At 71.9% G+C, this 19,500-nt stretch carries 12 protein-coding genes and 1 pseudogene; 9 read left to right on the plus strand and 4 right to left on the minus strand.

The window, feature by feature from the left end; all coding sequences use genetic code 11:
* The first annotated feature begins 101 nt into the window (after positions 1-101).
* Entirely contained in the window at positions 102-2,246 is a 2,145-nt protein-coding gene (locus ACFY3C_RS00185; RefSeq protein WP_390769528.1) for a SpoIIE family protein phosphatase, read from the plus strand.
* A gap of 641 nt (positions 2,247-2,887) precedes the next feature.
* Here ACFY3C_RS00185 and ACFY3C_RS00190 read toward each other — a convergent pair.
* Positions 2,888-4,276 (minus strand): S1 family peptidase, encoded by a 1,389-nt coding sequence (locus tag ACFY3C_RS00190; protein ID WP_390769087.1) that lies wholly within the window; start codon positions 4,274-4,276, stop codon positions 2,888-2,890.
* A 198-nt stretch (positions 4,277-4,474) separates the two neighbouring features.
* Here ACFY3C_RS00190 and ACFY3C_RS00195 point away from each other — a divergent pair, with 198 nt between their 5' ends.
* The 6 genes from ACFY3C_RS00195 (at position 4,475) to ACFY3C_RS00220 (ending at position 13,274) form a co-directional block, all read left to right on the plus strand.
* Positions 4,475-4,888, plus strand: a complete 414-nt coding sequence (locus tag ACFY3C_RS00195; protein WP_390769088.1) for a PaaI family thioesterase — start codon at positions 4,475-4,477, stop codon at positions 4,886-4,888.
* Between the two features lie 501 nt (positions 4,889-5,389).
* Positions 5,390-5,605, plus strand: a complete 216-nt coding sequence (locus tag ACFY3C_RS00200; protein ID WP_386578070.1) for a type A2 lantipeptide — start codon at positions 5,390-5,392, stop codon at positions 5,603-5,605.
* Positions 5,606-5,721: 116 nt separating this feature from the next.
* A complete protein-coding gene (locus tag ACFY3C_RS00205) occupies positions 5,722-6,528 on the plus strand; it encodes an HlyD family efflux transporter periplasmic adaptor subunit (protein WP_390769089.1) in 807 nt (268 codons plus the stop codon).
* The gene (locus ACFY3C_RS00210; RefSeq protein ID WP_390769090.1) at positions 6,525-8,747 is read left to right on the plus strand and encodes an NHLP family bacteriocin export ABC transporter peptidase/permease/ATPase subunit; all 2,223 of its coding nucleotides are present in this window, start codon (positions 6,525-6,527) and stop codon (positions 8,745-8,747) included. The genes ACFY3C_RS00205 and ACFY3C_RS00210 overlap by 4 nt, the downstream gene beginning before the upstream one ends.
* 1 nt (position 8,748) lies before the next feature.
* Positions 8,749-11,574: an NHLP bacteriocin export ABC transporter permease/ATPase subunit gene (locus ACFY3C_RS00215; RefSeq protein WP_390769091.1), complete on the plus strand. Its 2,826-nt coding sequence runs from the start codon at positions 8,749-8,751 to the stop codon at positions 11,572-11,574.
* 80 nt (positions 11,575-11,654) lie between these two features.
* Entirely contained in the window at positions 11,655-13,274 is a 1,620-nt protein-coding gene (locus ACFY3C_RS00220) for an FAD-dependent monooxygenase (protein ID WP_390769092.1), read from the plus strand.
* A 3-nt stretch (positions 13,275-13,277) separates the two neighbouring features.
* Here ACFY3C_RS00220 and ACFY3C_RS00225 read toward each other — a convergent pair whose 3' ends face one another.
* The 3 genes from ACFY3C_RS00225 to ACFY3C_RS00235 form a co-directional block, all read right to left on the minus strand.
* Positions 13,278-13,805, minus strand: a complete 528-nt coding sequence (locus ACFY3C_RS00225; RefSeq protein WP_390769093.1) for an SRPBCC family protein — start codon at positions 13,803-13,805, stop codon at positions 13,278-13,280.
* 30 nt (positions 13,806-13,835) lie between these two features.
* A complete protein-coding gene (locus ACFY3C_RS00230; protein ID WP_386578065.1) occupies positions 13,836-14,156 on the minus strand; it encodes an ArsR/SmtB family transcription factor in 321 nt (106 codons plus the stop codon).
* 65 nt (positions 14,157-14,221) lie between these two features.
* The gene (locus tag ACFY3C_RS00235) at positions 14,222-17,032 is read right to left on the minus strand and encodes a substrate-binding domain-containing protein (protein ID WP_390769094.1); all 2,811 of its coding nucleotides are present in this window, start codon (positions 17,030-17,032) and stop codon (positions 14,222-14,224) included.
* A 215-nt stretch (positions 17,033-17,247) separates the two neighbouring features.
* Here ACFY3C_RS00235 and ACFY3C_RS00240 point away from each other — a divergent pair.
* Both ACFY3C_RS00240 and ACFY3C_RS00245 read left to right on the plus strand, forming a co-directional pair.
* A pseudogene (locus tag ACFY3C_RS00240) lies at positions 17,248-18,784 on the plus strand (MFS transporter).
* A 74-nt stretch (positions 18,785-18,858) separates the two neighbouring features.
* Complete coding sequence (locus tag ACFY3C_RS00245; RefSeq protein WP_390769095.1) at positions 18,859-19,356, plus strand: methyltransferase family protein; 498 nt, start codon at positions 18,859-18,861, stop codon at positions 19,354-19,356.
* Positions 19,357-19,500 lie beyond the last annotated feature (144 nt).

The following is a 19,500-nucleotide window of genomic DNA, read 5'->3' on the forward strand; positions in this document are numbered from 1 at the left end:
ACCGGGCACCTGCGCAGGTCGCCGACGGGCGCTCGCCGTGCGCCGCACGCCCCGGCGAGGCAGCCTTGACCCCGAGACGCGACGCGCGGCCCGGCGAGGAGGTGGTCGGCGTGTCCGACGGGCCAGGGCCGGCACAGCGACCGGCGGCCGACCGCACTCAGGTCGGCCGACCGCTGCTGTCCATTGCGCTGGCCTCGATGATCGAGGACGTGCACGCGCACTCCGGCGCGGTGTACCTGCTCAGGCCCGATGAGCCGGTCCTGGAGATGGCCGTGATGGCGGGCATGCCCCGGGCGTTCGCGGCGCCGTGGGAGCGGGTCGGGCTGAGCGCGCCGGTCCCGGTGGCGGACGCGGTGCGCGACCGGCGGCTGGTGTGGGTGGGCGGCGAGGAGCAGATGGCGCGCTGCTATCCGCGGATCTCGATGGTGCTGCCGTACCCGTTCGCGCTGGCCGCGCTGCCGGTGGCGACGGCGGGGACCGTGTACGGCGCCGTGTTCGTGACCTGGCCCGGCGCGCATCCGCCGGAGCTGTCCGACCGGGAGCGCGACATTCTGACGGCGGCCTGCGAGCGGCTGGCTCTGCGGCTGGAGCGGGCCGCGGCGGAGAACCGGCGGATCGGCCCCGAGGTCGACCTGCTGGCGACTCCGCTGTCGGGCGTGTCGGACACGCTGGGGTCGGTGGAGGCGACCCGGATGGTGTCCCGGCTGCCGTACGGGCTGGTGTCGCTGGACCTGCACGGCCGGATCGTCTTCGTCAACGCGGCCGCCGCCGACCTGCTCGGGCGCCCCTCCGGGGAGCTGCTCGGCAACCTGCCGTGGGTGTCCGTGCCGTGGCTGAACGATCCGGTGTACGAGGACCGGTACCGGGCCGCGCTGATCAGCCAGCAGGTGACGTCGTTCGTGGCGCTGCGCCCGCCGGGCGAGTGGCTCTCGTTCCGGATGTATCCGAGCACGACCGGGCTGAGCGTGCGGATCAGCCGGGCGCGGGCGGTGGCGGAGATGGCGCGGGACGCGCCGCGGACGGGGGCGGGGCCCTCGCGGCTGGTGACCATCACTCAGGTGCTGAGCCTGGCCGCGGCGCTGACCGAGGCGGTGGGGGTGCAGGACGTCGTGCAGTTGGTGTGGGACGAGGTCGCCCCGTCGGTCGGCTGCCAGGGGCTGGTGATCCTCGCTTCGCAGGCGGGGCGGCTGCATGTGCTGGGGCACCGCGGGTACGCGGACCCGTACGTGGTGGAGCGCTTCCACGGGCTGCCGCTGAGCGAACGCACCCCGGGCACCCAGGCCCTGAACACCGGTGTGCCGGCGTTCTTCGACTCGTGGGAACAGATGGCGCGGCTGTATCCGAAGCGGCCCCCGGACGGGTTCGCGTCCTGGGCGTATCTGCCGCTGATCGCGTCCGGTCGGCCGGTGGGCACGTGTGTGCTGGCGTACGCCGACCCGCATGTCTTCCCCGCCGACGAGCGGGCGGTCCTCACCAGCCTCGGCGGCCTGATCGCGCAGGCGCTGGAGCGCGCCCAGCTGTACGACGCCAAGCACCGGCTGGCGCAGGGGCTGCAGGAGTCGCTGCTGCCGCACACGCTGGCGGCGCTGCCCGGCATCGAGGCGGCCGCCCGCTATCTGCCGGCCACTCAGGGCATGGAGATCGGCGGCGACTTCTACGACCTGGTGCCGACCCGGCCGCTGGCCGCGGCGGTGATCGGGGACGTCCAGGGGCACAACGTGACGGCGGCCGCGCTGATGGGGCAGATCCGCACCGGGGTACGGGCGTACACCACGGTGGGTCAGGCGCCGCAGGACGTGATGAGCAGCACCAACCGGCTGCTCATCGACCTGGGCGCCGACCTGTTCGCCAGCTGCCTCTACCTACGGCTGGACCCGGCTCAGGGGCAGGCCGTGATGGCACGCGCCGGGCATCCGCCACCGCTGCTCCGGCGCCCGGACGGGCAGGTGCGGGTGCTGGACCTCGCCGGCGGCCCGCTGCTCGGGATCGACGCGTCGGCCACGTACCCGACGACCGAGGTGTCCCTGGCCCCGGGCTCGGTCCTCGCCCTCTACACAGACGGTCTCGTGGAGTCCCCCGACGTGGACATCGAGGACTCCCTGGTCGACCTCGGCGCCCTCCTCGCCGAAGCCGGCGACCAGCCTCTGGAGAACCTGGCCGACGAACTCGTACGGCACAGCGCGGCGGCGCGGGAGCGGGTGGACGACGTGGCGGTCCTGCTGCTGCGGGCCCACGAGAACCGCTGAACCACCGGGCCCGACGACCGTGGTCCGACCCAACCGCTGTGGTCCGACCCGACCACTGTGGTCCGACCCGACCACTGTGGTCCGACCCGACCACTGTGGTTCGACCCGACCACTGTGGTTCGACCCGACCACTGTGGTTTGGCCCGACCACCGTGGTTTGGCCCGACCACCGTGGTCCGGCCCTCCCGCCGGAGGGCCGGACCGTCCCTGCCGACCGGAACCGCGGTGGGCCGGCCAGGGAGTCTGGGGACGGCTCGGCGGTTCCGCCGCGGGGGCGGCTCGGGCGGCCCCGGTGCGGGGACAGCCCGCCGAATCCCAGTGCGGGACGGCTCAGCCGGTGCTGTCGAGAGGCCGCCCCGCCGGACTGCAGTGAGGACAGCCCGGCGGGCCAGACCACCAAATCCCAGTGCGGGACAGCTCGGCCGGTCCCGTCACGGGGACAGCCCGCCGGATCCCAGTGCGGAACGGCTCGGCCGGTCCCGTCAAAAGACCCGACCGCCGCATCCCGGTGAGCAACAACCCAGCGGCCCAGCCGAAAGGCCCGACCACCGGACCCCGGTGAGCAACAACCCAGCGGCCCAGCCGAAAGGCCGGACCGCCGAATCCCGGTGCGGGAGCGTTGGTGTCCCGCTGGAGGAGGGTCAGTGACTGTCGGTCAGGGACGACGAGCCGTCGCCCGTGCCCGCGCCGGACTGGTCCCCCGTGCCCGCACCGGACTGGTCCCCGGTGCCCGCGCCGCTCTGGTCGCCCGCCGAGGCGGACGGGTCGGCGGAGCCGCCGATCTGGTCGCCGCCGGCCTGGTCACCGGCCCCTGCCTGGTCGCCGGCCGAGGCCGAGGGGTCGGCGGTGCCCGCCTGGTCGCCCGCACCAGCCTGGCCGCCCGCGCCGTTGCCGCCGTCGCCGAGGGTGGCGCCGGTGGCCTGCAGCGCGGCGGTGACCGGCTGGAAGAAGGTCTCGCCGCCGCTGGTGCAGTCGCCGCTGCCGCCGGAGGTGAGGCCGACCGCGCCGCCGTCCTGGGTGAACAGGGAGCCGCCGCTGTCCCCGGGCTCGGCACAGACGTTGGTCTGGATGAGGCCGGTGACGGTGTCGACGCCGTTCGGGTCGGTCTCGCTCTGGAAGTTGACGGTGGCGTCGAGGCCGGTCACCTGGCCGTTGTGCAGCCCGGTGGTGGAGCCCATCCGGAACACGGTCTCGCCGACGGTGGCGTCCTGGGCCTGGGTGATCGGGACGGTCTGGCCGTTGCCGGCGTTGACCTCGCTGGGCGCCTGGGTGGTGGCGTCGTTGTACTTCACGAGGGAGAAGTCGTTGCCCGGGAACTTGGCCTGGTCCACGGTGGCGATGGGCTGGCCGTTCTGGGAGTCGGACCAGTCCTTCGCGGCGACCCCGCAGTGACCGGCCGTCAGGAAGGCGGGGCTGCCGTCCGAGGCCTTGACGTTGAAGCCGAGGGAGCAGCGCACGTTGCCGCCCTGCACCTGGGAGAAGATGGCGTCGCCGCCGGAGACGAAGGTCTTGAAGGTGCCGGCGGACTTCTTCAGGGTCGCCATGCCGGAGCCGAGGCTCTGCACGGTCGACTGGAGCCGGTTCCACTTGGCGCCGGTGACGCTGGAGTCGGCGCTGACCACGACCTTGTTGGTGCGCGGGTCCACGGCCCAGGCGGTGCCCGGGATGGTCGCCTTGGTCTTCAGCGTCCCTGCGGCGGCCTTGAGTTCGGAGACGCTGTTCTCCACCTGGCGGACGACCGCACCGGCCTTCTCGGCCTGCTGGACGATGTTGTTGTCGCCGCTGACCACGTTGACGACCAGCTGCTTCTTGCCGCTGTCGTAGTAGGACCCGGCAGCGGCGTCACCGAGCACCTTCTGCAACCGTGCGGCGAGATCCGAAGCGTCCGAGGCCTTCAGGGTCTTCGCGGTGCCGGCGGCGCCCGCCGCGTTGTTCTGATCCTGTGACGCGTTCGCGTTGGGCAGCAGGAGGGCCGCCGCTCCGAGCGCCGCGACACCGCCCACCGCTATCGCGGCCTTGCGCTTGGGCATTCGCTTGTGACTCAAAATTCTCGACCTCCTGGGGACGGGGGTATGCCGCTGTCGGGCAGTTGATCGGGGGCGCCTGGATGGCTGTAGGTACGGGCGGGTCATGCGGTGTGTTCAATTCCGTTCGCCAACTTCCGCCCCCTGGAGGCGAATCAGCCACGCTCCGCGTGTCGCACCGAGCGGCCGGGAAGAATCCCCCATATGACGATGACCACGGCCGAAGCCGACAAGATCCTCTCCGCCAACTTCGCCCCCTGGGTGCTCGACCTCGGACTGTCCGTCCAGGCCTTGGGCGCGGACCGCGCGGTCCTGCGTCTGCCCTGGTCGGAGCGGCTGGCCCGGGAGGGCGGCGGGCTGTCGGGGCAGGCGCTCATGGCGGCCGCCGACACGGCGACGGTGATCGCGGTCTCGGCAGCACGGGGCGGCTTCGTGCCGATGACGACCGTGCAGCAGTCGACGTCCTTCCAGCGGGCGGTGACCGGTTCGGATGTCCTGATCGAAGCGGTCCTGACCAAGCTGGGCCGGCGGATGGCGTTCGCGGACATCACGCTGGCCGACGCCGCGTCAGGTGCGCTCGCCGCCCGCGCGAGCACGGTCTATGCACTGATGGGCTGACACGTCTGCGCACTGATGCAGTGACGCTTCTCTGCACCGGCAGACCGACACGCTCAGCTACTGATCGGTAGCGGTCCGTTCCGATCACTTACCGGAATCCCTGCTTCAGGGAATCTGCACATTGAATACTCAACCAAGTCACTGACGCCCCCGGTTCTGCACATCCGCACGCCCCCCGGCACGCCTTTGGCGCCGAGTGCCGGATTCGCCGCCCGATGGACAAGGGCCGGGTCGGGGCGATGCCGTGCGGCATGTGAAGGAGTCGCCGACAAGCCGTGCGCGCACCTGCACGCTTGGGGCTTCGGGCGGGGCAAGTGCGCTGGTGAGAGGCCTGGTTGATTGGAAGCGCGGCCCGCGTGCGTGCTTTGATCCATCGCATCGCGGGGGTCCCCCGGGCTCCCGGACACGGGGGTTCCGGCACCCGCGGTCGCGGCCGTCGTCTGTCCCCAGAGGGGGCCGCTTCCCCCCTTGTGAAATATCCATACGAAGGGAAGTTCCACCATGAACTCCACCCCCCAGGTTGAGACCGTCGAGATCTCGGACGCCGAGCTGGACAACGTCTCCGGCGGCCTTTCCGTGAACGCCCTGAACACCGTGACCGGTGCCGTCAACGGCATCGCCCCGGTTGCCGGCGTGGTCGACACGGTCGTCGGCACCGTCGAGGGTGTCACCGGCCTGAACGTGGCCCCGGTCACCGGCCTGGTCGCCGGTCTCTGATCGCACCTCGGTGTCACCGAAGTCCCGGAGCCGCCCCCCGGCTCCGGGACTCTCGGGTGCCCGTGGGTGCCCGAAGCAGGTCGTAACGATGTCTCTCCTCGGGTGAGGGAAGTTCCGTGCAGTTCCGCCAACAGGCCCTCGCCAAGCTCCAGTCGCCGGAGGAGCTGGACCTTCCGGTGCGGCTGGCCCGTCCCCAGGGCTGGCTCGCGCTCGGCGTCACCGTCGTCGTCATGGCGGCGGCCTCCGTGTGGGCGGTGACCGGCTCGGTCGCCTCCACGGTGAGCGCGCAGGCCATCCTCACCCACGGACAGGGCAGCTATCTGCTGCAGAGCCCCGTGGCCGGTCAGGTCACGGCCGTACTCGCCAAACAGGGCGAACGGCTGCCCGCGAACGCCCCCGTCCTCGAAGTGCGCACGAGCCAGGGCGAATCCGTGGTCCGCACGGTCGCCGCGGGCCGCGTCACCGCGCTCGCCGCCACCATCGGCCAGATCATCCAGACCGGCGCGAACATCGCGGCGGTGGAGAAGGTCGCCCACGCCTCCGACCCGCTGTACGCCACCGTCTACGTCCCCGCCGAGAGCGCCGCCGCCATCCCGGCGCACGCCGCCGTGGACCTCACCGTGTCCTCGGTGCCGACCCAGCAGTACGGCGTGCTGCGCGGGCATGTGAAGTCGGTGGACCGGACCGCCCAGTCCGCCCAGTCGATCGCCGCGTTCCTCGGGGACAGCCAGCTGGGCGAGCAGTTCACGAAGAAGGGCCGCCCGGTGGCGGTCCTGGTCGCGCTCGACAGGTCGTCCGGCACGAAGAACGGCTTGCGCTGGTCCTCCGCCGACGGGCCGCCGTACCAGCTCGACTCCATGACCCTCGCCTCCGGTTCGATCCGGCTGGCCGACCAGCGTCCCGTCGATTGGCTGCTGCCGTGAGCACCACTCAGGAAACCCGCGGCCGCAGACGGGCCGCCCCGGCCCGGCGCCCGGTCCCCAAGTCCAGTGGCGGCACGGTCCGTACGCCGACCGTGCTCCAGATGGAGGCCGTCGAGTGCGGAGCCGCCTCCCTCTCGATGGTCCTCGGCCACTACGGCCGGCACGTCCCGTTGGAGGAGCTGCGCATCGCCTGCGGCGTCTCCCGCGACGGCTCGCGCGCCAGCAACCTGCTGAAGGCGGCTCGCAGTTACGGCCTGACCGCCAAGGGCATGCAGATGGACCTGGCCGCCCTCGCCGAGGTGACGGCACCGGCCGTCCTGTTCTGGGAGTTCAACCACTACGTCGTCTACGACGGCATGGGCCGCCGCTTCGGCCGGCGCGGGGTGTACATCAACGACCCCGCGAAGGGCCGCCGGTTCGTGCCCATGGAGGAGTTCGACGGCAGTTTCACCGGTGTCGTGCTCGTCATGGAGCCCGGCGACGGCTTCAGCAAGGGCGGTCGCAAGTCCGGCGTGCTCGGCGCGATGCCGGCCCGGCTGCGCGGCACCGCGGGCACCCTGCCCGCCGCCGTGCTGGCCAGCCTGCTGCTGGTGGCGGTGGGCGCGGCGGTGCCCGCGCTCAGCCGTACCTACATCGACATGTTCCTCATCGGCGGCCAGACCTCGCTGCTCGGCGTGCTGTTCGCCTCGATGGCCACCTGTGTCCTGCTCACCCTGGTGCTGACCTGGCTCCAGCAGGCCAACCTGCTGCACGGCCGGATCATCTCCTCCACCCTCTCCAGCGCCCGCTTCCTGCGCCATCTGCTGCGGCTGCCGGTCACGTTCTTCTCCCAGCGCAGCCCGGCCGACCTGGTGCAGCGGCTGCAGTCCAACGACCAGGTCGCCGAGACCCTGGCCCGCGACCTGGCAGCGGCGGGCGTGGACGCCGTCGTGGTCGTGCTGTACGCCGTGCTGCTGTACACCTACGACCCGCAGCTGACGTTCCTCGGCATCGGTGTGGCCCTGCTGAACGTGGTGGCGATGCGGCTGGTCGTACGGCTGCGCGCGACCCGTACGGCGAAGCTGCGCGCGGACACCGCACGGCTCACCAACACTTCGTACACCGGTCTCCAGCTGATCGAGACGATGAAGGCGACCGGCGGCGAGGACGGCTACTTCCGCAAGTGGGCCGGGCAGCACGCCACCACGCTGGAGGAGCAGCAGCGGCTCGGTGTGCCGAGCGCCTGGCTGGGTGTGGTCGCGCCGACGCTCGCCACGCTCAACAGCGCGCTGATCCTGTGGATCGGCGGAATGCGGGCGGTCGAGGGGCACATCTCGGTCGGCCTGCTGGTCGCCTTCCAGGCGCTGGTCACCCGCTTCACGGCGCCGCTCACCCGGCTCAACGGCGTGGCGGGCCGCATCCAGGACTTCGCGGCCGACGTGGCCCGGCTGAAGGACGTGGAGAACTTCCAGGCCGACCCGCTCTACGCCCGCCCCGGCGGCGCCGACTCCACGCGCCGGCTGCGCGGGCACGTCGAGCTGGAGAACGTCACCTTCGGCTACAGCCCGCTGGACAAGCCGCTGCTGACCGGGTTCGACCTGACCGTGGGCCCAGGGCAGCAGGTGGCGCTGGTGGGCGGCTCGGGCAGCGGCAAGTCGACGGTGTCCCGGCTGATCTCGGGTCTCTACGCGCCCTGGGACGGCGTGATCCGCATCGACGGCCGCCGGCTGGAGGACATCCCGCGCGGCGCGCTCGCCTCCTCGGTCTCCTTCGTGGACCAGGACGTGTTCCTCTTCGAGGGCTCGGTCCGCGACAACGTGGCCCTGTGGGACCCGTCGATCCCGGACGAGGCCGTGGTGGAGGCGCTGCGGGACGCGGCCCTGTACGACGTGGTGATGCGCCGCCCCGGCGGCGTCCACAGCAAGGTCGAGCAGGACGGCCGGAACTTCTCCGGCGGGCAGCGCCAGCGCCTGGAGATCGCCCGGGCGTTGGTGCGGCGGCCCAGCATCCTCGTGCTGGACGAGGTGACCAGCGCGCTGGACGCGGAGACCGAGCTGGTCGTGATGGACAACCTGCGCCGGCGCGGCTGCGCCTGTGTGGTGATCGCCCACCGGCTGAGCACCGTCCGGGACAGCGACGAGATCGTGGTGCTCCAGCACGGCACGGTCGTCGAGCGCGGGCGGCACGAGGAGCTGGTGGCGCGCGGCGGCGCGTACGCCGCACTGGTCAGGGAGCGGTGAGATGACGACTGTTCAGGAGGGTTACGAAGGCGATCTCGTACTCGGAGCGCTGGGGTCCATGGGCACGCGCATCGACTGCGCGGGCTTCAACCGGCTGGACCTGGAAGGTCCGCAGGTGCTGTGGCTGGTCGCGGCCGGCGCGCTGGACCTGTTCGCGGTGGACGCCGCCCAGCAGGGCCACTGGCACCACCTCGACCGGCTGGAGGCGGGCGCGCTGCTGCTCGGTCCGGTCGCCGGACCGCAGCACACCCTGGTCGCGCGCCCGGCGCGGGACTGTGTGGTGCACCGGGTCAACCTGCGCGAGCTGTACCAACCGGCCCACACCCAGACGTGGTCGTACGACGAGTACGGCAACCCTCAGTACGTGCCCCCGGCGTCGAGCCCGCTGGAGTACGCCGTCGCGCTGGGCGTCGGCCGTGGTCTGTCCGTCCTCTTCCAGGCCCCCATGGCCGAGGAGCGGTCCGCAGCCCCGGCCGACGACGACGTGTTCTGGATGCAGGTGCCGCCGGGCAGCGTGCAGTACGGCTCCCTGTACGGCGCGGAGGCCGCCGCCGACCTGCTGATGGACCCGGCGCTGTGGCAGAGCATGGTCGACCAGCAGTACCGGCTGCTGACCGCGCTGGACCGGTGGATCGAGCAGCTGGAGCGCACGCACGAGACGCGTACGGCCGCCGGTATCAAGGCCGGTGAGGCGGTCCGCGCCCAGGCCGACCAGACCCTGCTCGCCTCCATCGGCAAGCGCTCGGCCCGCCGTACGACGGCCGCGGACGCCGACGCCGGCTACGCGGCCTGCAAGCTCGTCGCCGAGGCGGCCGGGATCACTCTGGCCGAGCCCGCGCAGAGCGGCACCGAGAGCGAACGCCTCGACCCGGTCGAGCGGGTGGCCCTGGCCTCCCGGGTGCGCACCCGGGCCGTCCGCCTGGACGGACGCTGGTGGCGGGAGAACGTCGGCCCGCTGGTGGGGCACCGGGCGCTGTCCGGGGCGCCGGTCGCCCTGCTGTGGCGGCGCGGCGGCTATGTGGCCGTGCACCCGGGCACCGGACGCGAGACGCCGATCGAGAGGGCGAACGCGGAGGAGTTCGAGCCGCGCGCGGTGATGTTCTACCGGCCGCTGCCCGAGCGGGGGCTCAGCCCGCTCGGGCTGCTGCGGTTCAGCCTGCGCGGCACCCGCGGCGACCTGCTGAACCTGATGCTCGCCGGGCTGGTGACGGTGGCGATCGGCGCACTGGTGCCGATCGCCACGGGCAAGGTGCTCGGCGAGTACGTACCCAAGGCCCAGACGGGCCTGATCGTCCAGGTCTGCCTGGCGGTGATGATCAGCGGGGTCGTGTCGGCCGCGTTCACGCTGCTGGAGAACCTGACCATCCTGCGTCTGGAGGGCCGTATCGAGTCGGCGCTCCAACCGGCCGTCTGGGACCGGCTGCTCAGGCTGCCGACCCGGTTCTTCACCCAGCGCTCCACCGGTGAACTCGCCAGTGCCGCCATGGGCATCAGCGCGATCCGGCGGCTGCTTGCGGGCGTCGGGCCGGTGGTCGCGCAGTCGGTGACGGTCGGTGCGATGAACCTCGGTCTGCTGCTCTGGTACAGCGTGCCCATGGCGCTCGCGGCGATCGGCATGCTCGTCGTCATCGCGGCCGTGTTCCTGGGGCTCGGGCTGTGGCAGGTGCGCTGGCAGCGCCGTCTTGTGACGCTCGGCAACAAGCTGAACAACCAGGCGTTCCAGACCCTGCGCGGCCTGCCCAAGCTGCGGGTCGCCGCGGCGGAGAACTACGCCTACGCCGCCTGGGCCGGGGAGTTCGCGCACAGCCGGGAACTCCAGCAGAAGGTCGGCCGGATCAAGAACCTCACCACCGTGCTGGGGGCGGTCTATCTGCCGGTGTGCACCCTGCTGATGTTCATGCTGCTGGCCGGTCCGGCCAGGGGCTCGATGTCGGCGGCGGCCTTCCTCACCTTCAACACGTCGGTGACGATGGTGCTGACCTCGGTCACCCAGCTCACGGGTTCCTTCGTCTCGGCGGTGGCCGCGCTGCCGCTGTTCGAGGAGATCAAGCCGGTCCTGGACGCCACGCCCGAGGTGCGCACGGCGAGCACCCGGCCGGGTCCGCTGTCCGGCGCGGTGGAGGCCCGCCGACTGTCCTTCCGGTACGCCGACGACGGCCCGCTCGTCCTGGACGACGTGTCCTTCGCCGTCCGCCCGGGCGAGTTCGTGGCGGTCGTCGGCCCCAGCGGCTGCGGCAAGTCCACGCTGCTGCGGCTGCTCATCGGCTTCGACAAGCCGGTCTCGGGCAGCGTCCTGTACGACGGACAGGACCTGGCGGCCCTCGACCAGTCGGCGGTGCGCCGGCAGTGCGGGGTCGTGCTCCAGCACGCGCAGCCGTTCACCGGCTCCATCCTGGACGTCATCTGCGGCACCGAGCCGTACACGCCCGAGGAGGCGATGGCGGCGGCCGAGATGGCGGGTCTCGCGGAGGACATCAAGCGGATGCCGATGGGCCTGCACACGATCGTCGCGGGCAACGGTGCGATCTCCGGCGGGCAGCGGCAGCGCCTGATGATCGCCCAGGCGCTGATCCGGCGCCCGCGCATCCTCTTCTTCGACGAGGCGACCAGCGCCCTCGACAACGACACCCAGCGCATCGTCATCGAGAGCACCCGGGGGCTCAACGCCACGCGCATCGTCATCGCCCACCGGCTGTCCACGGTGCTGGACGCGGACCGGGTCGTCGTCATGGAGGACGGCAAGGTCATCCAGCAGGGCCCGCCCGCCCAGCTGCTCGCGGACACCGGGGGCCGGCTGCACGAGCTGGTGCGCAGGCAGCTGGCGTAGGGCGTCCGGCGCCGGTGGCCGGCTCGCCACGCCTGTCCCCTCGGGCGACCATGGTTCCCGGGGCAGCACGGGAGACACTCATGACGGAGACCGAGGTACTGATCGCCGGGGCGGGCCCGGTCGGCCTGACCGCCGCCCTCGAACTGAGCAGGCGGGGTGTCGCCTGCCGGCTGGTCGACAGGCTTCCGGAGCGGTTGCCGTACGCCAAGGCGGTCGGGATCCAGCCCAGGACGCTGGAGGTCTGGGACCGGACGGGCGTGGCCCGCGCGGCCCTGGACGCGGCCGTCCCGCTGCGCGGACAGCTCACGTACGTGAACGGCGCCGAACAGGGGCGCATGGAGATGTCGCTGCCGCCAGAGGTGCCGTACGGGTTCGCGGCCCTGCCGCAGTACGAGACCGAGCGCATCCTCGGAGAGCGCCTGGCCTGCTACGGCGGACGCATCGAGCGGGGCACGGAGCTGCTGTCCTTCGCCCAGGACGCCGACGGCGTCACCAACCGGCTGCGCACCGCGGGCGGCGAGGAGCTGGAGGTCCGCTCCCTCTTCCTGGTCGGCTGCGACGGCGCGCACAGCGTCGTGCGCAAGACGCTGGGGCTCTCCTTCGAGGGCGGCGCGCTGCCGGAGGAGTACATGCTCGCGGACGTGGAGGTGGACTGGGACCTGGCACCGGGATGGACCGTGCGCTCGATGCACCGCCCTCCCGACGGAGCGGTGGACGACGTACTCGTGTGCATCCCGCTGCCCGGCCGGTGCCGCTACCGCATGTCCATGCGGGTCCCGCCGGAACTCTCACAGCGGGACCGGGCTCAGGCGGGGGACGCGGTCGTCCACGGCCTGGACACGGGGCGCGCTCCGCGCCTGGAGCACATCCAGGCGGTCCTGGACCGGCTGTCCCCCTGGCCGACGACCGCGTCCGCGATGCGCTGGTCGTCGGTGTTCCGCATCAGCCACCGCATCGTGGACCGCTACGGCGAGGGCCGGGTCTTCGTGGCAGGCGACGCCGCGCACATCCATCCGCCGACCGGCGCCCAGGGCATGAACACCGGGATCCAGGACGCCTACAACCTGGGGTGGAAGCTGGCCCTCGCGACGCGGGGCATCGCCCGCCCGGGGCTGCTGGAGAGCTACCACGCCGAGCGCAAACCGGTCGGGGACGAAGTGGTGGGCCGCACCCTGCGGCACGCGGCGCAGGGCGTACAGGCCGACCCGGACGATCCGGTGACCGTGGGGCTGCGGGAGGCGCAGTTGCTGGTCGCCTACCCGGACAGTCCGCTGGTCGAGCCGGGCCCGGCCGCCGCACCCGGTCCCGCGGCGGGCGAGCGCGCACCTGACTGCGGCGGCCTGCTGGACCCGCTCGCGACCTTCCCGCTGCGCCTGTACGACATGCTGCGCGAGCGCGACCACGTCCTGCTGCTCCACGCCGAATCCGCCGACGGGACCAAGGGATTCGAGCAACTGGCCGACACGGCGCGCGGTCTCGCGCATGACCGGCTGACCTGCTACTGCGTGCTACCGGAAGGCGTGGACACCGACCCGCTGCCCCTGCCGGTGCTGCGCGACAGCCGTGGTGAGTTCCGCGAGCGGTACGGGGCCGGCGGGAGCGAGGCGTTCCTCGTACGCCCGGACGGGTATCTCGGCGCGCGGGTGTCCCCGGCCGACCCCGGGCCGCTCTCCGCGGCGCTCACCCGGGTGTTCGCCTGAGGGTCAGTCCAGGCCCGGCACCGGCGCGCCCGAGGGCACACCGGCTCCGACGTAACCGTCGTAGAACTCCTTCCAGGGCGCGCTCGCCCCTGCGTGGGGCCCCTCGAAGCCCTCGCCGCGGGCCTTGGCGTCCAGGGCGGCGAGGCAGACCTCCCAGCCGGCGCCGTTGCGGGCGGCGGTGTTCTCGGCGACGAGGACGTTGGTGAGGGTGAACCGGGTGCGTCCCGCGCCGGCCTCCTCCAGGTCGAAGTGGAGTTCGTCGCCGCCCCACTCGAAGGAGAGGTGGCGGGGCGGGTCGACGGCGAGCACCTTGCCGGTGGACTCGGGCATGTGGGGGTCGCCGCTGAACCGGATGGCGCCGCCGGGGCGCAGGTCCATCTCGGCGCGGGAGGGGAACCACGCGGCGAGTTCGTCCGGGTCGGTCACGAAGTGCCAGACGCGGTCGACGGGGTGGTCGTAGGTGCGACTGAAGCGGACGGCGGGGCGGCCGTCGTCGAGGGTCAGATAGGTACCGGTGAGGTCGACGGACATGGTGCTTCGGTCCTTCGCGATGTGGGGGTGTCAGGTGTCGTCCGACGTCTCGTCGAGGCGGCGGCCCAGCGCGTCGAGGCTGTTGTTCCACAGCCTGCGGTACGGCGCGAGCCAGGCGTCGAGGGCGGCGATCGGGGCCGGGTCGAGGGCGTAGACGCGGCGCTGCGCGTCCTGCCTGACCCGCACCAGACCCGCCTCCCGCAGCACCTTCAGATGCTTGGAGGTGCTCGGCTGGCTCAGTCCGCATGCCTCCACGAGCTCCCCGACGGGCCGGGGCCGCTCCAGGAGCAGAGCGACGATGGCCCGCCGGTGGGGGTCGGCGAGAGCGGTCCAGAGCGCGGCGTCGGACATGAGACCAATATGCCTCTGCGGTTATATTCCCGTCAAGGAATGTTCGGTGCCCGGGATGGCGGCCCTCAGAAGTTGGAGATCACGCTGGTCAGCACCTCGCCGAGGATCTTCGGGTTCTTGGCGTTGTAGGCGTGCGCCCCGGTGGCGGCGGCGATCTCCTCCAGCACGGTCCTGCCGTTCGCGTCCTGCTGGTCGGCCTTCGACCCGTAGGCCACGGTGAACACGCGGACCCGCTTGTCCGGGCCGCCGATCCTCGCGAGCACGTCCTTGAGGGTCGGCTTGGACGGCACGCCCTCGTTGCGGCCGTCGGTGAGCAGCACGATGGCGTTGATGGCCGCCGGGTCGTAGTCCTTGCGCATGGAGTCCACCGCCGCCTCGACCGTGCCGTACAGGCCGGTCGCGCCGTTCGGCACCAGGTTGTCGATCTCGTCCGCGAGTTCCGCGCGCCGCGTGGCGCCGCGTCGGTCGGCGAGCTTCTCCCCCATCGGCCCGATGTCCACCAGCGGGACGTAGTGGTGCTTGCCGCCGAGACTGGCCGCGTTGGAGAACTTCCACAGGCCGACCCGGTCGGTGTCCGCGAAGCCGCCGGAGCCGAAGAGAGCGGACTCGGCGTCGCGCAGCAGCTCCATCTTGGTACCGCCGGTGCCGGGCACCTTGTCGTCCATCGACTTGGAGGTGTCGATCACCACGAGGACGTTCGCCCGCCGCCGCAGGGTGGGCCAGACGGTCTGCAGCCGGTCGAGGACCTGGCCGTCCGGTGCCGAGTACTGGGAGATGTCGGCGTCACGCAGCGCACCGTTGTCCGGCGAGAGCGCCGGGGCCGCGCCGGCGGCGCCCTTGTAGGTCCGGAAGCCGTACGGGGCGAAGAACTTGCCGTAGATGTCCGGGCGGTGGAGGTAGTTCAGGAAGTCCCGCGCCACCGGCCGCTTGGCCTTCTCCATGTTGCCCAGTTCGACATAGGGATGGTCGCTGACCGGGTCACTGTCGGTTGGATAGAAGGAGACCAGCGGGGTGTGCGGACGGCTCCGCTTCTCGCAGTTGCGCGCCTTGCTGTAGGCCCCGCAGGGGTAGCCCTGGTTGTACGCGACGACGGCGTCCTCCTCGACCGTGACGGCCGAGATGTACTTCAGCGCCTCGTCGGCACCGCCCTGGTCGTCGGCGGCGCGCAGGTTGGCCAGGAACGTCAGCGTGGTGTCGCCGTAGTGGACCACGGACTTCTCGATGTCCCGGACGAAGGCCTGGTTGTCGGGCGAGTCGATGTCCCCCTGGGACAGTTCGGCACTGGTGTGGGTCTTCGCGTAGTACGCGCTGACGGTCGCGTTCAGACCGGAGGTCGAGTACAGGGGGTTCGTCTTTCCCAGCTTGAAGGCGCCCCACTGCTTCTGACCGACGCTCTCCCAGAACTTGGCCGGGTCGGCGGCCCATTCCGCGAGCTTGCCCCAGCCGATGGTGGACTCCGGCCAGCCCAGGGCCTCGGCCATCGGTTTGGGCATGGCGATCGTCAGCGGGCTGGTCACGATGGGCTCCGCGGTCTCGGGCAGCAGCTGCTTCGCCGGTCCGGACGCCTTGGTGCGGGCCAGAGCGAGCCATTCGCTGCCGGCGGGCGACCACACGTCGGGCTCGTCGCCGTCGCCCTCGCCCCAGCCGCGGGCGAGCGCGCGCATCGCCGTACCGGAGTTGACGGAGGAAACCTCGATCTTGACGCAGCTGCCGCCCTCGCCCTGCCGGGCGGCGTACTGCTCGGCGGCCTCGCTCAGTGAGGTCGAGACATCGATCGAGGCGGCGATGTGCAGCTTGACGTGGGCCTGGGACACCGGACAGCTCGCCAGCGCCGAGTCCTTGTCCGTCGCGTCCGCACCGCCTGTGACCTTCAGCAGGACGGCGACGAGCACTGCGACCACGGCCACCGCGCCACAGGCCATGAAGGTCGTCCGGGTACGCCTGGAGGGCCGTGCCCTCATGCCTAAGCGGGTGCGTGACAGCGGCGTCCGCGGGCGGCGGGGCGTGGGCGGGGGCGTGGTGGGCGGCTTCTCCGGCGGCCCGGACTCGTCGGTCCCGGCGGCCGACGCGCCCAAGACTTCCTGGGACGCCGAACCGACCCCGGAGGATCCGTCAGCATCCCCTGTGTCAGGGAGAGTCGGAGTCCCCTCCTCAGGAGCCAGCGAAGCGAGGATCCGTACGGCCGCCGCGGCCGCGCACCACGCCGCGATCTCCTGGGAACCGCCCGCGTCCGCCCGGCCCTTGCCCCCGTCGGCCTTGTCACTGATGCCGCGGATCGTCAGCGTGTCGAGTCCGCCGACGATCTGGGCGGCCCGGCGCACACCGGCGCTCTCCATCTCGATCGCGACGGCGTCGTCGTAGTTCCCGCGCAGCAGGTCGCCCAGCTCGGAGTGCTCCCGGTCGAGCACGACGTTGCCGGAGGCGATCGGCGCGACCCGCACCCGGCCGGCGACCTCGGGCCCGAAGGTCATGCGCTGGACGTGCTGGAGGAGCCACCACGGCGCCTCCCATTCGCGGGGCCGGTAGTGGCCGCCGTCGGGGCCCTGCTTCTCGCGGTAGTCGTAGATCCGCTCACCGATCACCACGTCGCCGATCCGCACATCGCCCTTGAGCCCGCCGGCGACACCGACGAAGAACAGCACCCTCGGCCGGTACAGGTCGTGGGCGTGTTTGGTGACCACGGCCGCGTTGTCGTTGCCGGGACCGGTCTGCGCGAGGACGACGGTCCAAGGGGTGCCGGGCAGCCGGCCCCGCTCGAAGATCGTGCCGCTCTCGCTGTGCTGGGTGAGGTCCGCGAGCCGGGCGCGCACCGCCTCGTACTCGACGCGCAGCGCGGTCAGGATCACCGCGACGGGACCAGAAGAAGTGTCTGCCACCTGTAACCGATTCTCGACTCAGAGCCCCCATGCCGACGGCGCCACCGTAGCGGACGCGAAAGCCCCTGGGGACCTGGTCGGACCACCCCGGAAAACGAAACGCTGCCGTTTCGCTGAAACTCCTCCAGCCTCCACGTGTACGAAACGGTTTCGTTTACGCCGTTGCCGTGCCTCCTCCTCGAACTCCTCGAACGACTTCCCTGGGGTGGTTCCCCATGCCCCAGAACACCCTGACCGACGGCCCCCGCACAGGGGCCCTCGCGAAGGCCCACGCCGAGGCCTCGGGCAAGCGGTGGTGGATCCTCGCGATCATCGCCGTCGCGCAGCTGATGGTGGTCCTCGACGCCACGATCGTGAACATCGCCCTGCCGTCCGCCCAGGCCGACCTGGGCTTCTCCGACGACAGCCGGCTGGGGGTCCCCCCACGCCCTTAAGGCAGTGGGGGAGGATCGTGACCGCCTACGCGCTGGCCTTCGCCCCACTGCTGCTGCTCGGTGGGCGGATCGCCGACCTGTTCGGCCGCAAGCCCGCCTTCCTCGTCGGCGTCGTCGGCTTCGCCGCGACCTCCGCGCTCGGCAGTGCCGCGAACGGCTTCACCATGCTGGTCGTCGCCCGCGCCCTGCAGGGCGCCTTCGGTGCGTTGCTCGCGCCGGCCGCGCTGTCCCTGCTCAACACCACCTTCACCGACGCCCGGGAACGGGCCCGCGCGTTCAGCGTGTACGGCGCCATCGCCGGTGCCGGCGGTGCGGTCGGCCTGCTGCTCGGCGGTGTGCTGACCGACGCGCTCGACTGGCGCTGGACCCTGTATGTGAACGTGGCCATCGCGGTCGTCGCCTTCGTCGGCGGCTGGGTGCTGCTCGGCAACCACCGTGACGCGGCGAACGCCAAGCTGGACGTGCCGGGCACGGTCCTGGTCGCCGCCGGTCCGTTCTCCCTGGTGTACGGCTTCTCCAACGCCGAGACCCACGACTGGGGTTCGCCGCTGACCTGGGGCTTCCTGATCGCGGGCGGTCTCCTGCTGGCGGCCTTCGCCTGGTGGCAGACCCGGGCCGCGCACCCGCTGCTGCCGCTTCGCATCCTGCTCGACCGTGACCGGGGCGCCTCGTTCCTCGCGGTGCTGATCACCGGCGCGGGCATGTTCGGCGTCTTCCTCTTCCTGACCTACTACCTCCAGCTCAACCTCGGCTTCAGCCCCACCAGGACGGGCGTGGCGTTCCTGCCGATGGTCGGCGCGCTGATGGTGACCGCGCAGCTCGGCACCACGGTCCTGATGCCCCGGATCGGTCCGAAGGCGGTCATCCCGCTGGGCTTCGCGATCGCCACGGCCGGCATGGCCTGGCTCACCGGTATCGGGCTCGGTTCCCACTACGTCAGCGCGGTGCCGCCGCAGCTGATCGTGATCGGTGTGGGCCTCGGCCTGGTCATGCCCACCGCCATGCAGCTGGCCACCGGCGGGGGGCGGCCGAGGACGCGGGTGTCGCCTCGGCGACCGTCAACGCCATGCAGCAGGTGGGCGGTTCGATCGGCACGGCCCTGCTGAGCACCCTCGCCTCCAGCGCCGCCACCGACTACCTGTCGGGCCACAACCCCGCGAGCAAGCTGGTGCAGGCGCAGGCGACGATCGAGAGCTACACCACCGCCTTCTGGTGGTCGGCGGGCTTCTTCGCCGCGGGCACGGTCATCGCGTTCCTGCTCTACCGGCGCGGGGTGCCGCAGCAGGACGCCGGAGCCGTACCGGTCGTCCACATGTAGGACCGGGTCGCATGGTCCGAGGGGCCGCCGTCAGCAGGGAGACGGCGGCCCCTCTGCGCTGTCATGGTGGAGGTGTGCGCAAGGCGTCGGCGGCGCTGGGCAGCGCCCTGTTCCTCGTCGTGGTCTCCGGCAGCGCGGCCGTGCTGGTCCCGTGGTGGCTGACCGGCGGCTGGCAGGCCGGTGACTGGTGGCTGCCGCTGCGGCTGCTCGGCCTCGTTCCCCTGGCGGCCGGCACCGCCGTGATCCTGGAGGCCTTCACACGGTTCGCCCTGGAAGGGCTCGGCACTCCGGCGCCCGTCGCGCCGCCTGCGCGGCTGGTGGTGAGCGGGCCCTACCGGTACGTGCGCAATCCGATCTACCTCGCGGTCGTCGCCGTGCTCTGCGGCCAGGGCCTGCTGCTCGCCCGGCCGGTGCTGTTCGGGTACGCGGCCGGGGCCTGGGTACTCACCTGGGCGTTCGTCCGCTGGTACGAGGAGCCTGGGCTGGTGCGCCGGTTCGGCGCGGAGTACGAGCGCTACCGGCGGGCGGTGTCGGCCTGGTGGCCGCGGCGCACGCCGTGGCGGGGTGCCTGAGAACGCGTCGCCGCCCGCCACGGCAACTGTCCGTGCACGGGCGGGTGTTGGCGTCGTCACCCCTTGTACGACACGAGTCACCAATAAGTGGTGTGGACACCTGTTGAAACCAGTTGTTTTTCGCCGCTCCCCGGGACGACCCCC

The sequence above is a fragment of the Streptomyces sp. NPDC001410 genome, from assembly GCF_042895235.1.
Lineage (GTDB): Bacteria > Actinomycetota > Actinomycetes > Streptomycetales > Streptomycetaceae > Streptomyces.

Bases quoted from the DNA above. Each gene is read 5' to 3' on its own strand.
- ACFY3C_RS00190 (WP_390769087.1), bottom strand. From the start codon at position 4,276: ATGCCCAAGCGCAAGGCCGCGATAGCGGTGGGCGGTGTCGCGGCGCTC.
- ACFY3C_RS00195 (WP_390769088.1), top strand. From the start codon at position 4,475: ATGACGATGACCACGGCCGAAGCCGACAAGATCCTCTCCGCCAACTTC.
- ACFY3C_RS00200 (WP_386578070.1), top strand. From the start codon at position 5,390: ATGAACTCCACCCCCCAGGTTGAGACCGTCGAGATCTCGGACGCCGAG.
- ACFY3C_RS00215 (WP_390769091.1), top strand. From the start codon at position 8,749: ATGACGACTGTTCAGGAGGGTTACGAAGGCGATCTCGTACTCGGAGCG.
- ACFY3C_RS00220 (WP_390769092.1), top strand. From the start codon at position 11,655: ATGACGGAGACCGAGGTACTGATCGCCGGGGCGGGCCCGGTCGGCCTG.
- ACFY3C_RS00225 (WP_390769093.1), bottom strand. From the start codon at position 13,805: ATGTCCGTCGACCTCACCGGTACCTATCTGACCCTCGACGACGGCCGC.
- ACFY3C_RS00230 (WP_386578065.1), bottom strand. From the start codon at position 14,156: ATGTCCGACGCCGCGCTCTGGACCGCTCTCGCCGACCCCCACCGGCGG.